Origin of the sequence: Martinezella lusitana, assembly GCF_016901135.1 — a bacterium.
Classification (GTDB): Bacteria; Pseudomonadota; Alphaproteobacteria; order Rhizobiales; family Rhizobiaceae; genus Rhizobium; species Rhizobium lusitanum_D.
Map to the genome: position 1 here is coordinate 74,062 of NZ_JAFEVL010000018.1, position 12,543 is coordinate 86,604.

Sequence of the window (12,543 nt, forward strand, 5' to 3'; positions counted from 1 at the left end):
GCAAAGGGCGCTTGATATGATCAGACTGGACAAGGTCACGAAGAACTACGAGGGAAGCGGGCGCCACGCCGTCGACAGTCTCGATCTCATCATCGAAACGGGCACGACCGTCGCGTTGATCGGCCCTTCCGGCTGCGGCAAGACCACCACCATGCGCATGATCAACAGGTTGGAAACTCCGACCGCCGGCCGTGTGCTGGTCAATGAGCGCGATGTGGCCGCGACCGATCCGAAGGAGCTTCGCCGCAGCATCGGCTATGTCATCCAGCAGGTCGGGCTGTTCCCGCATATGACGATCGAGCGCAATGTCGCAACCGTGCCGCGCCTGCTCGGCTGGGACAAGGCAAGGACGGACCGCCGCATCGACGAACTTCTCGAGTTGGTCGGCCTCGATCCCTCGATCATGCGCAGGCGCCTGCCGCACGAGCTTTCCGGCGGCCAGCGCCAGCGCGTCGGCTTCGCCCGGGCGCTGGCCGCCGATCCCGCCATCATGCTGATGGACGAGCCCTTCGGCGCGATCGACCCGATCACTCGTGTGCGACTGCAGGACGAGTTCCGGCAGATCCTGAAAAAGGTCAGCAAGACGGTCGTCATCGTCACCCATGATATTGACGAGGCGATCAAGATGGGCGACCGCATCGCCATCATGCGCGATGGAGGCCTTCTGCAATACGATACGCCGGAAGCGATCCTGGCGCGGCCGGCCAACGAGTTCGTCGAAAGCTTCCTCGGTCCGGACAGGGCGATCAAACGCCTGAGCTTGATCGCGGTCGCGAGCGTCATGGCGCCGCCCGCGCCTCAGGATTCCGCCGTAGCCATCAAGCCCGCCGCCAGTCTTCATGATGCCCTGGCGCTGATCCTGGCGGGAGATCTGCCCGGTCTTGATGTCAGGATGGATAGTGGCGAAACAGTGGGGTATCTCTCCCGCGAGGCGGTGCTTTCCGCGCATAGGTAGGGCAGCCAAGTCCAATTAGGGGGCCGTGATTGGCATGGACTCTTGGAAACTGGGCGCGCATAATCTACATTAAAATCAAAATCTATCTACATGGAGTTGACCGTGGCCATTAACGTCAATAATCCGGAGGCGGATGCGCTAACGCGCAAGTTTGCACATATGGCTGGCGTCACCATCTCCGAAGCGATCGTTATCGCTATGAAGGAGGCGATCGCAAAGCGCAGCAAGGCAGAAACGCCGCATCAAACGGCGGTGCGACTTCGCGAAAAGCATGGCGTTGCCTTAAAAGATCAATCCAGGAAACCACTTCCGCGGGAAGCCTTCGACGCGATGTGGGACGAAAACTAGTGTTTATCGACGCTTGCGCCATCATTGCCCTTCTCTCGGACGAACCGGAGGCGGAGAGAGTTTCGAAGGCGATCACATCGGCTAAAAGCCCTATGACCTCGCCGATCGCCGTGCTGGAAGCAGCACTTGGCCTTGCCCGTCCGGATAAATTCGATCTCTCGGTGGAGGCAGTAGAGTCCCTGCTTCTGGAATTCATGGAAGAGCGCGGTATTGAAATCTGTGATCTGCCGCCGGCACGGGAAACGACCCGTCTCGCGCTTTCGGCGGCGCACCGTTATCGTTCCGGACGTCATGGGCTCAATCTCGGCGATTGCTTGCATTACGCCTGCGCCAAATACTATGGCGTACCGATCCTTGCGACGGCAGAGGAATTCCGGCGGACCGATGTTGAAACCGTCCCCTGAAGGATGATGCTCGCTTCCGTCTCGACTGGAATTTTGCTCCCGGCGGCTCGCAATAGAGCCAGCGGGAAATAGAAAAAGCAAACCCCGCCGTGCACAGACGCGGCGGGGTTTGTCATTGTGGAAGCTACGGCTTCTCTACGCCGGCAGCTGGAATGCCCAGTTGGCAATCAGTACGATGGCAAGGCCACCGACCAACGCCAGGTAGGGCAGAATTCCCGCTTTCTTCACACCGAGATCCTGACCGACAAGACCCAGATCATCCATGGCGCCGGCCGGGAACTTGCCGCCGTCGCGCACATAATGCCTGTAGGCGAAAACCGGCAGGATCAACGCGGCGAAAGCAAAGCCGATCCAGAGTGCATTCGCATAGCCCCAGACCTTGGCGCCGGCACCGAGGAAGAGCGCATTTACGAAGGCAAGAACGGTGTTGAGGCCGATGAGCCAGGCTGGCGCCTTCCAGGGACGCTCGATATGGCCGGAATCCATGCGGTGGATCCAACCGGAGTTGAGATTGAGGAAGTTGAAGATGATGTATCCGACGTTGGAGACGGCGAGCACGAAGAAATAGCCGCTGGTATCCGACGCTATGGCGAGAAGGGCGAGGTTGAAGGCGAAGTCCGTCCACATCGCTCTGGTCGGCGCGCCATTCTCGTTCACATGGTCGAGATATTTCGGTAGCCAGCCATCCTTCGAGCCCTGATAGAGTGTGCGCGACGAACCGGCCATGGCGGTCATGATGGCGAGGAAGAGCGCCATGATCATCAGGATGACGAGCAGCTGCGTGACGATGCGGCCGGCGCCGATTAGGCCACCGAGCGCTTCGCCGACACCAGTGCCATCGACGATGCCGGGCGCCAGCATGCCGGAATGGCCGAGCACGCCTTGAAAGGCGAAAGGCACGAGGAAGAAGAAGACGCAGCAGGCAAGACCGGAATAGAAGATCGCCTTGAACGTATCCGTCTTCGGGTTCTTGAGCTCACGCGTATAGCAGACGGCGGTTTCGAAGCCGTAGGTTGACCAGGCCGCGATATAGAGGCCGCCGAGGAAGAGCGTCCAGCCGCCATTGCTCCAGGTGCCATCGGTAGCGGCATAAGCCGCCGTCGGCGGCACGAGGCCGGTGACGTTGGTGGAGAGGATCTGGCCGCTGACGATCGGATAGATGCCGATGATCAGCAACGGCACGAGAACGATGATTGCCAGCCACTTCTGCACGCTTGCCGTCTCGGAGATGCCGCGATGCTGGATCGCGAAAATGATCAGCATCAGGATACCGCCAATAAAGAAAGTGGCGTTGATGTTGGCCGTTGCGAGGAAGGGAATGTTGAAGCTGAAGAGAGACCAGTTGCGAACGGCAGGCGTCAGCGCGGCAACGCCATCGGCGCTGAGCAGCGCTGTTACGGCATCCTGCGGCGACGTACCGGCGTGAGCCGCAATATATTCGGCAATCCGCGGGCTATCCGCCGTAATGGATGTTGCATGGGCGCTGATCCAACTGAGCACGGCCTGCGAATCTGCTGCCGGGATCGGGTAGAAGGCATTGAGAATATAGCCCGCGGCGATGGCGCAGCCGAGCGATAGCACCGGCGACCAGGCGAACCAGTTGCACCAGACGGAAAGCGGCGCGATGAACTTCGAGTAACGCAGCCAGGCGGTCGCGCCGTAGACCGAAGCACCACCGGACTTGTTGCCGAACATGCCGGCGATTTCCGCATACGTGAAGGATTGCAGGAACCCCATGATCATCGAGATGATCCAAACGACGAAGGCGAGCTTGCCCGTCGTGCCGGCGATACCGCCGATGGAGAAGAGAACGAGCGGCGGCACGCCCGCAGCCACCCAGAACGCGCCCTTCCAATCGAGCGCGCGTATAAGCTTACCTTCGGTGCCAGCGGAAGCGCCGGCGTCGACAATATCCGTCATTGGTGATGTTCCCCATCTTTGTTCCGGACGTATCTCTCCTACGTCTCCCTGAACGTGCCTCCCATGGCATTCCGGGCTTGCTGGAGGTTTTCGCGAGCCGCGTCTGTGCGCGGATTTCCAAATACCAAGCCTTTATACATAGTGAAGATATTTTCTTTCTAGTCAATATCCCTTTACTTTCCGACGGCATTTTGTCAGCATGATTCCGGTGCCGTAACGCACCTCGTTTTCCCGAGAGGGCCATATGCGAGAACTCCATCCGACGATCGCCGGAATACGGCCCGTTTCGGCGAGCATTGTCCGTTATCCGGGCATTCCGGCGCTGTCGTCTGACACCGAACGCTATCGCTGCAAGGGCGGTGGAACGGTCGTCGTGCGTGTCGAGGCGGGCGATCGAATCACGCTGACCGACTGCGAAGGCGGACAGACCTGCGAGCTATCCTTTCTCGACGAGAAGGGCCGCTTTCAATCCGCCGGATTGGGTGCCGCTTTCACCTGTGCCGCCGAAGGATTGAAGTCTATCCTGTCCTCCAAAGACGAAAGCGCTTCGCGCGTGCGCGCGGCATTGCAGCGGCGCGGTGCCGATCTCGGCGCGGCAGGCGCTCTTAGCATTTTCGGCGAAGCCTCGCCGCCCGGCAGCACGGCTGAATTCACCATCGCTCTGAAGGGCCTGCTCATCGCCTGCGCCCCGGGTGCTGCCATGTCGCCGGAGGCACAGGATACGGCAACGCCGGTGGAGATCAGGATCCGGCGCGCGACGATTCTCCGCGACTATGCCTCCGCCCTGCCCGAGCCTTTGGCCGATCCGATCGAGGATATCCGCATCAAGGCCGCGACCGCCTCCGCCTATTTCGTGCGCGCCGGCGAGTTCATCCAGATCATCGACGTCTATGGGCGGCAGTGCACTGATTTCCAGGCCTTTGCCGCCCGCAAGGTGGACAAGGGGCTCGATCTCGCGCTCGATTCCACCGTCACGCGCACCCTGCTCGGCCGCAGCTATCCCACCCCGGGCCTGCCTTCCAAAGCCTTCGACCGGGATTTCGAGCCGCTTATAGAAATCGTTCAGGACACCGTCGGCCGGCACGATGCCTTCGCCACGGCCTGCAATTCACGTTACTACGACGATATGGGCTATCCCGGCCACGTGAACTGCACCGACAATTTCAACGCAGTACTCGCGCCTTACGGCATCTCCGGCCGCAAGGGCTGGGAAGCGCTCAACTACTTCTACAACACCAATATCGACCACAATAATCAGCTCTATCTCGACGAACCCTGGTCGCGGCCGGGCGACTATGTACTGATGCGGGCACTAACCGACCTTGTCTGTGTCTCCTCCTCCTGTCCGGATGATATCGACGCGGCCAATGGCTGGGACCCGACCGATATCCATGTCCGCACATTTTCCGGCAAAGAGAAATTCACACGAGCGGTAGCCTATCGCATGACCCCTGACGCTGACGCAGAACTGACGCGGGAAACCGCGTTTCACCCCCGCCTCTCCGCACTGACGCGGGATTACACCGAATATCGCGGCTTTTGGCTGCCGAATCGCTTTTCCTCGGAAGGACCAGTCGAGGAATATTGGGCCTGCCGCGAACGAGCTGTTGTCATCGACCTCTCGCCGCTGCGCAAATTCGAGGTGACGGGACCGGACGCGGAGGAGCTGCTGCAATATTGCCTGACCCGCGATGTGCGCAAGCTATCGACCGGCCAGGTCGTCTATTCCGCCATGTGCTACGAAAACGGCGGCATGATCGATGACGGGACGCTTTTTCGTCTCGGCGACAAGAATTTCCGCTGGATCGGCGGCGATGACTATAGCGGCATCTGGCTGCGGGAGCAGGCGGAGAAGAAGGGGTTCAAGGCCTGGGTCCGCTCGTCCACGGACCAGATGCACAATATCGCGCTGCAAGGCCCGAAGAGCCGCGACATCCTGAAGGAGATCATCTGGACGGCGCCACGCCAACCGACGATCGGCGAGCTCGAATGGTTCCGTTTCGCAGTGGGCCGTATCGGTCACTTCGAAGGAGCGCCGGTTGTCGTCTCGCGTACCGGCTATACCGGTGAGCTCGGCTACGAGATCTTCTGCCATCCGAAGGATGCGGCCACTGTCTTCGATGCCGTCTGGAGGGCCGGTGAGCCATATGATTTGAAACCCATGGGCCTGGAGGCGCTGGATATGGTCCGCATCGAGGCCGGCCTGATCTTCGCCCATCATGAATTCACCGACCAGACCGATCCCTTCGAGGCCGGCATCGGCTTCACCGTGCCATTGAAATCCAAGCAGGATGATTTTATCGGCCGCGAGGCATTGATAAGGCGAAAAGAAAATCCGCGCCATCTGATGGTCGGGCTCGATATCGAGGCCAACGAAGCGGTCGGACATGGAGACTGCATCCATATCGGCCGCGCCCAGGTCGGCGTGATCACCAGCGCGACCCGCTCGCCGATCCTCGGCAAGACGATCGCGCTTGCCCGCGTCGATGTCCTGCATGCCGGTGTCGGCACCAAGGTCGAAATCGGCAAGCTCGACGGCCACCAGAAACGCCTGCCGGCTGTGATCGTGCCGCTGTCGCACTACGATCCGCAGAAGACACGGCCGCGCTCGTAGGAGCAATTCCAGGAAAAGTACGCAGTGGTTTTGCGACCGGAATTGGGCAAAAACAATAGGATAGAGCGGTTACTTATTCCGCTTTCCTCTGCGCATTCGAGATCGCTCGCGCCGCCTCCTCGGAGGAATTGGCAAGCGTGCGCATCTCCGCCGCCAGCACCGCGAAGCCCGATCCCGCCGTTCCGGCTCTCGCAGCCTCGATGCCAGCATTGACCGCAAGCAGCTTCAGGTAGCGCAGCGACTGCAGGATCTCGTTGGTCTTAGAGGCCGTAACCCGCATGCCCGATGTCTGTTCGTCGATGCGCTGATAGAGCGACTCGATGTTGATGATGCTGCCCTCCAAGTAGAGCAGCTCCCCGACCTCGTCCCATACGCCGCCGCCAGTCTCCGTCACCCAGATGAGATGACCGTCGCGATGGCGTATCCGGTACTCCATCGTCCAGTCGGCGCGGCTTTCCAGTGCCTTGCCGACAACCTCGTCCATGAGCGGAACATCCTCCTCGTACATGATGGAGGTGAAGGTTCGCGTGCGGTTGCCGATGATCTCGTCGACGGGATAACCGAAGATGCGTTCGACGCCGTCGGTCATTTCCAGCATCGTATAGTTCTCGTCAGCGCGGCAGCGATAGAGGAAGCCGCTCATGCGGCCAAGAACGCTAGTTTGGAAATCCATGAAGGCCGTACCCGAAGAAAAAGTGGCTGATCAAATTGCTTCGTCTCAACTCAAATACGCCGGCAAGGGAGGCGCTGAGCCTCCCTTGCCGGTTACGCGGGATTGTGGCGTGCGCATCAGTTGCGCAGATATTCTTCCATCGAGTCATCAAGCGCATCGACCCAGGGCGTATGATGCTTGGGCGACATGTTGCCGGTCATCAGCGAACGATAGGCATGGTCGCGGAAGCCCATGATGCTTTCAGCCTTGTGATGCTCCCATTCCATGAAGGTCTTGTTCGTGCCTTCGATATCGAAACTCGGATAATCGGTCTCGGCGAGCAGCTCCTTCACATAGTCGCCCTGGTACCAGATCATCTGCTCGGCATCCTCGAGCGTTTCCTCGCGGGCGCGCCACATGTCGAAATTCGCCTTCAGGTCCTCTTCCGGCGGCAGCTTGATGCGGCCCATCATGACATCGCGCGCCCACCAGGCCTGCACGTCGAACATGTTGAAGGTGTAGAACTGGTCCTGCATGCCGATGTAGAACAGCTGCGGGTTGGTGTCGAAGATCACTCCCTTGTAGAGATGGTCTGCCCATAGACGATTGGCCGTCTTCAGGCGCAGATCATCAGGCAGGAAGGGGAAGTGATGCTGGTATCCGGTGCACAGGATCAGCGCATCGACCTCCTTGGAGGAGCCATCGAGGAAATGGGCCGTCTTGTTTTCCAGCCGCGTCAGCAGCGGCCGCTCCTCGAAATTCCCGGGCCATTTGAAGCCCATCGGCTTCGAGCGATAGCTCGTGGTGACCGACTTCGCGCCGTATTTCCAGCATTGCGAGCCGATATCCTCGGCCGAATAGCTGCGGCCGACAAGCAGTACGTCCTTGCCCTTGAATTCCACCGCGTCGCGGAAGTCGTGGGCATGCAGCACGCGGCCGTTGAAGGTCTTCACGCCTTCGAAATAGGGGACATTCGGCGTCGAGAAGTGGCCGCTCGCAACCACGACGTAATCGAACTCCTCGTCATACATCCGGTCCTGCGTACGGTCATGCGCCGTCACCGTGAACTTCTTCGTCTCATCATCGAAGCGCACCATGCGAACGGGCGTGCTGAAACGCACCCACTTGCGCACATCGGCCTTCTCGACGCGGCCCTTGATGTAGTCCCAGAGCACGGCGCGCGGCGGATAGGAGGCGATCGGTTTGCCGAAATGCTCTTCGAACGAATAGTCAGCAAATTCAAGGCATTCCTTCGGGCCGTTCGACCAGAGGTATCGGTACATGCTGCCGTGGACAGGCTCACCATATTCGTCCAGGCCGGTGCGCCAGGTGTAGTTCCAAAGCCCGCCCCAGTCGGACTGCTTTTCGTAGCAGACGACTTCCGGGATCTCGGCGCCTTTCTGTGCTGCCGATTGGAAGGCCCGCAACTGGGCTAGTCCCGAAGGGCCGGCACCGATAACGGCAACTCTTGTCATGAAGCATTCCCCTTCTCGATTGTATCGAAGTTCTTATCGCATGCAGTCGTCTGGCACTGGGACGGGATCAATCCGGGAAGATGCCGGGGCTGGTTGGTGCCCCGTCGTCATAGGTCGAAAGCCAGTCGATGGTGGTCTCGCGGAAGCGTGTCAGGCCCTTGTAGTCAATGAGTTCCGGCGGCAGGGTGCGCAGCACGCGCGGGAAACGGCGTGCCCATTTTGGCACCGTCACGAGCTCATCCATGTTCATCAGATAGCAGCGGATCACGAAGAGGATGGCATTCGAGCGCGGCAGGCGCCAGAGGCTCTGCAACTCCACGCGCAGATGCACCTTCTCGCCGACATTCTCCGGCGTCACGGTGGTGCGATCCGGCCCCCATTTCGGATAGTTTTCAGGGCTGGTATCGAGGCGGGGATTGATCGTCATTGTCCAGTTGAACCGGCGTGTCGGTTTGCCCTGCTGCAGGTTCAGCAGGAACTTCAAAGCGCGGTCGAAGACGCCGATCTGGTGGGCGAGCGGCACCGGCCCATGCCATTCCATGAAGTTCATGCCGATATCGAAATCGAGCGACCAGTCGGCCTGGGTCGTCACCATTCCGGCATCCATCCAGAGATTGCCGTCGCGCTGGTCGACGATACAAAAATCGCCCTGTGCCTGGCGGGTGATGTATTCGAAGGGTTCATAGGGCAGCGTTGATGCATCGCCGAAAGTGAAGGTGTCGTCGATGCCGAGCGGCCGGTTGATCCAGCGCCACTGGTCGCCGTTTCTGATCAGCGTGAAATGCTCGGGATAGCCGGCGGCCTGCTCTTCCATCAGCAGCTCCAGCGTATCCCACTGCGCCGACATCATATGCGGCAGCGCCTGATAACGCAGCGGATCTTCCTTCAGCACCAGCGCCCGGTCGCGCATCTCGGCGACGTAATGCTCGTCGACGTCGATCAGGCTTTCGTAGATCGTATCCTTCTGCCCCTTCACATGCGGTTCCATGTTGACGGAATACATGTACTCGTCGCGGTCGAAGGGAAACGGAAAGCGCCGGATGTTTTCCGGACTGTTGCGATAGCTGAAATCGTCCCGGAAGGTTTCCTGCTTGAAGGCGATTGCCATGTCCGTTCTCCTGGGTATCGGTCCGATGCCTAAAGGTCGAGATGCAGCGCGCTTCCCTCGAAACGGGAAACACAGATCATCACCTTTCGGCCGGACGCCTTTTCTTCATCGGTCAGATAGACGTCGTGGTGCAAAAGCTTGCCGTCGCAGACGGCAACACCAGTCTCGCATTGTCCGCAGGCACCACCGCGACAGAGGAAAGGCGCATCGACGCCGGCAGCCTCGATCGCCTCCAGCATACTCTCGTGATGGCCGACATGAACCGTCTTACCCGAGCGCGTCAGCTCGATCGAGAAGGGCTTGCCGGGTTGCGAGGAAAGGAAGCGTTCGGAATGCAGGTTCTGTTCCGGCCACCCTGCTTCCAGACCCGTTTTCAGCACGCCGTCGATCATACCAGAGGGGCCGCAGACATAGAGATGCGTGCCGAGCGGTTGGCTTTCGAGGAGCCGGGCGACGGGGATGAAATTGCGGTCGGCGTCGCAATAGATCTTCACCCTTTGCGAGCCATATTGTTCGACAAGCTCCCGGCAATAGGCCCCACGATCCAGAGAGCGCACGGCATAATGCAGCTCGAAATTGGCACCTTCGCGGGAAAACTGCTGCATCATGGCAATGAACGGCGTGATGCCGATGCCGCCGGCAATCAGCAGATGCTTGCGGCCACGCCAATCCGGCTGGAAAAGATTGACCGGATAGCTGACCCTGAGTTCATCGCCCTCGCTCACCTTCTCATGCATGAAGGCGGAACCGCCGCGCGAATCCTCGACGCGCAGCACGCTGATCTCATAGGCCGAGCAATCATGCGGCGGCGACATCAGCGAATAGGCGTTGCGCCGCATATGTCCTTCATCGTTCATCGAAACGATCACATGCGCGCCGCCGGAAAAATAAGGCATCGGCTTGCCGTCGAGACGCTCGAAGCGGAAACGCTTGATACGGTCGGCAACCGGAGTGACCTTGGCAACGCGAACCGGAATTTCTGTACCACCGCTCACAGGAACAACTCCTCCGGATCGGGCGCACTGCCGGGCTCTTCCGCATCGATATTGACGCCCTGAAAGGCGCCGAGGCGGCGCGAATAATGATCTCGCACCAGAAGCGGGAGTTCGCAATGGCTGCAGATGAAGGGACTATGCGTGACATCATCGGTGATGCCCTTGCAATGGACGCATTGCACGCGGCGCGCCAGGGAGCCGCGATGCTCCGTGATGATCGAGGCATGGTCCATGCCGTAGTCGAGCGCCACCATCATCGCCTGGCCGATGAAGCCCTCAGCGCCGGCGATATATAGTCGCGTGCCCATATGGGCGGTCGCGAGCGACCCTTTCAGGCGAAAGAGCAGCGTTGCGATCGTCGGCGCCGTGAAGAACATGTCGGCGCCGAGGCCGCGCAGGGTCTCGTCATGGCCTTCGCCTTGCGAACCGCGCGCGACGTAGAGGATCTCGCTGCGCGACAGGATCGTGTCATCAAGCGCGGCCATCTGGTCGAGGAGAGCATTGGCGCCCTCGCCTTCCAGCACGAAGATGTGCCGCCGGGCGTGCGGCTGGATCGAAAGGCCTTTGTAGACCGGTCGGCTCTTGATGCCTTCGACAAGCATGAGCGCCTCCTAACCGATAGCCGTCCTCTTTTTCTTTTCCGGATCGTCGAAGGGCAGCGTGTGAGCGATGGCGCTTGCCTTCAGGCTCTTGCCGCGCACCTCGAGCTTCGTGCCCTGAACCGCCTTGTCGACGTCGAGACGGGCAATCGCCATGGACTTCTTCGTCAGCGCAGAATAGCACGGGCAGGTAATGACGCCGACTTTTTTGCCATCGGCAAAGACCTCGTCGCCAAGATCGGCCGGGCCGTCAGCATCGATGAGCATGCCGAAGATCTTGAAGCGTTCCTTGCCCTTGAGGCGGGCATGTTCCTCGGCACCCCTGAAGCCGGTCTTGCCGGGGCTGACGGTGAAGTCGAGGCCGAGCTCCCAGAGGCTGTCGCCGGGCGGCTGATCGGCGAAGGGATACATCTGCGAGTTATCATAGGGATAGAAAAGCAGATAGCTTTCGACGCGCAGCATGTCGAGAACGCTGAAGCAGCAGGGAATGATCCCCATGTCCTCGCCTTCCGCCACGATGCGGTCCCAGACCATCGGTGCATCCTGGCCGCGCACGAAAATCTCGTAGCCGCGCTCGCCAGTATAGCCGGTGCGCGAGATCATCACAGGGGCGCCGAACAACGTCGTTTGCATGTGATGGAAATATTTGAGGTCGCGGATACCGGGCACATATTTGGCAAGATAATCGACGGCAACCGGGCCCTGCAGCGACAGATCATGCAGATCGTCGTCGAAAAGGACGGCGCAGTTGCGGCCCGCTGCCTGCTTGGTGAGCTCCTCGTGGCCGGAGCCCGAACCATGCACCAGCATCCAGGAATTCGGGCCTGTACGATAGACGATGCAGTCGTCGGTGAAGTAGCCGCGATCGTTCAGCATCGCGGCATAGACCGAGCGGCCGGGATAGATCTTCGACATGTCGCGGGTGGTGATATAATCGAGCACAGCGATTGCGTGCGGGCCGACCAGATGTACCTTCTTGAGGCCGGAAACATCCATAATGCCGGCCTTGGTGCGGATCGCGACATGTTCGTCCGACATGTCCTTCTCGTAGGTCCAGGCGGTTCCCATACCGCTCCAGTCTTCGAGTTTCGATCCGAGAGCACGGTGCCGGTCCGCCAAGGCGGAGAAACGCCATGATAATGCCATTTCGTTCCCTCATTTTCTTCTATGGAATATTTATTTCCTGACTATAATCGTCTTTCGTGTCTTGGCAAGCCGATCCGAGTGGTTTTTTGTCGCCATCCGGAAGGCATTTTCCTCAAAACTTCGGCGGCTGCCTGCCCGCGGCGCGATGGGCGGCAATGACCGTATTGGCCATCAGCATGGCGATCGTCATCGGCCCGACGCCGCCTGGAACCGGCGTGATGGCAGCAGCGACATCCGAAGCCTCTACATAGGCGACATCACCGACCAGCCGGCTCTTGCCCTCGCCGCGCTCCGGAGCGGCAATGCGGTTGATGCCGACATCGATCA

General features: G+C 59.9%; 11 protein-coding genes and 1 pseudogene. 4 read left to right on the forward strand and 8 right to left on the reverse strand.

Annotation, left to right across the window (positions count from 1 at the left end; all coding sequences use genetic code 11):
• Positions 1–16 precede the first annotated feature (16 nt).
• The 3 genes from JTP94_RS06875 (at position 17) to JTP94_RS06885 (ending at position 1,707) form a co-directional block, all read left to right on the forward strand.
• Positions 17–955 (forward strand): ABC transporter ATP-binding protein, encoded by a 939-nt coding sequence (locus JTP94_RS06875; RefSeq protein ID WP_204849791.1) that lies wholly within the window; start codon positions 17–19, stop codon positions 953–955.
• A gap of 102 nt (positions 956–1,057) precedes the next feature.
• Positions 1,058–1,303, forward strand: coding sequence for a type II toxin-antitoxin system VapB family antitoxin (locus JTP94_RS06880; RefSeq protein WP_204849792.1), 246 nt, complete (start codon positions 1,058–1,060; stop codon positions 1,301–1,303).
• On the forward strand, positions 1,303–1,707 hold the full coding sequence (locus JTP94_RS06885) for a type II toxin-antitoxin system VapC family toxin (protein WP_204849793.1): 405 nt from the start codon (positions 1,303–1,305) through the stop codon (positions 1,705–1,707). Before JTP94_RS06880 ends, JTP94_RS06885 begins: the two co-directional genes overlap by 1 nt.
• 135 nt (positions 1,708–1,842) lie before the next feature.
• On the opposite strand, the gene JTP94_RS06890 is transcribed toward JTP94_RS06885, so the two are convergent.
• Positions 1,843–3,627, reverse strand: a complete 1,785-nt coding sequence (locus tag JTP94_RS06890) for an APC family permease (RefSeq protein WP_204849794.1) — start codon at positions 3,625–3,627, stop codon at positions 1,843–1,845.
• Between the two features lie 244 nt (positions 3,628–3,871).
• Here JTP94_RS06890 and JTP94_RS06895 point away from each other — a divergent pair, with 244 nt between their 5' ends.
• Entirely contained in the window at positions 3,872–6,241 is a 2,370-nt protein-coding gene (locus tag JTP94_RS06895) for a DUF1989 domain-containing protein (protein WP_204849795.1), read from the forward strand.
• 73 nt (positions 6,242–6,314) lie between these two features.
• On the opposite strand, the gene JTP94_RS35745 is transcribed toward JTP94_RS06895, so the two are convergent.
• The 7 genes and pseudogenes from JTP94_RS35745 to JTP94_RS06930 all read right to left on the reverse strand — a co-directional run.
• The gene (locus JTP94_RS35745) at positions 6,315–6,914 is read right to left on the reverse strand and encodes a PAS domain-containing protein (protein WP_204849796.1); all 600 of its coding nucleotides are present in this window, start codon (positions 6,912–6,914) and stop codon (positions 6,315–6,317) included.
• A gap of 116 nt (positions 6,915–7,030) precedes the next feature.
• The gene (locus tag JTP94_RS06905) at positions 7,031–8,368 is read right to left on the reverse strand and encodes an NAD(P)-binding domain-containing protein (RefSeq protein ID WP_204849797.1); all 1,338 of its coding nucleotides are present in this window, start codon (positions 8,366–8,368) and stop codon (positions 7,031–7,033) included.
• A gap of 67 nt (positions 8,369–8,435) precedes the next feature.
• Positions 8,436–9,476: a DUF3445 domain-containing protein gene (locus tag JTP94_RS06910; RefSeq protein WP_204849798.1), complete on the reverse strand. Its 1,041-nt coding sequence runs from the start codon at positions 9,474–9,476 to the stop codon at positions 8,436–8,438.
• 29 nt (positions 9,477–9,505) lie between these two features.
• Entirely contained in the window at positions 9,506–10,471 is a 966-nt protein-coding gene (locus tag JTP94_RS06915) for a 2Fe-2S iron-sulfur cluster-binding protein (protein ID WP_204849799.1), read from the reverse strand.
• Positions 10,468–11,073: a dimethylamine monooxygenase subunit DmmA family protein gene (locus JTP94_RS06920; RefSeq protein ID WP_204849800.1), complete on the reverse strand. Its 606-nt coding sequence runs from the start codon at positions 11,071–11,073 to the stop codon at positions 10,468–10,470. The genes JTP94_RS06915 and JTP94_RS06920 overlap by 4 nt, the downstream gene beginning before the upstream one ends.
• Before the next feature lie 9 nt (positions 11,074–11,082).
• Positions 11,083–12,216: an aminomethyltransferase family protein gene (locus JTP94_RS06925; protein ID WP_204849801.1), complete on the reverse strand. Its 1,134-nt coding sequence runs from the start codon at positions 12,214–12,216 to the stop codon at positions 11,083–11,085.
• A gap of 112 nt (positions 12,217–12,328) precedes the next feature.
• A pseudogene (locus tag JTP94_RS06930) lies at positions 12,329–12,543 on the reverse strand (bifunctional methylenetetrahydrofolate dehydrogenase/methenyltetrahydrofolate cyclohydrolase); the annotation flags it as partial.

Bases quoted from the DNA above. Each gene is read 5' to 3' on its own strand.
- JTP94_RS06875 (WP_204849791.1), top strand. From the start codon at position 17: ATGATCAGACTGGACAAGGTCACGAAGAACTACGAGGGAAGCGGGCGC.
- JTP94_RS06890 (WP_204849794.1), bottom strand. From the start codon at position 3,627: ATGACGGATATTGTCGACGCCGGCGCTTCCGCTGGCACCGAAGGTAAG.
- JTP94_RS06895 (WP_204849795.1), top strand. From the start codon at position 3,872: ATGCGAGAACTCCATCCGACGATCGCCGGAATACGGCCCGTTTCGGCG.
- JTP94_RS35745 (WP_204849796.1), bottom strand. From the start codon at position 6,914: ATGGATTTCCAAACTAGCGTTCTTGGCCGCATGAGCGGCTTCCTCTAT.
- JTP94_RS06905 (WP_204849797.1), bottom strand. From the start codon at position 8,368: ATGACAAGAGTTGCCGTTATCGGTGCCGGCCCTTCGGGACTAGCCCAG.
- JTP94_RS06910 (WP_204849798.1), bottom strand. From the start codon at position 9,476: ATGGCAATCGCCTTCAAGCAGGAAACCTTCCGGGACGATTTCAGCTAT.
- JTP94_RS06920 (WP_204849800.1), bottom strand. From the start codon at position 11,073: ATGCTTGTCGAAGGCATCAAGAGCCGACCGGTCTACAAAGGCCTTTCG.
- JTP94_RS06925 (WP_204849801.1), bottom strand. From the start codon at position 12,216: ATGGCATTATCATGGCGTTTCTCCGCCTTGGCGGACCGGCACCGTGCT.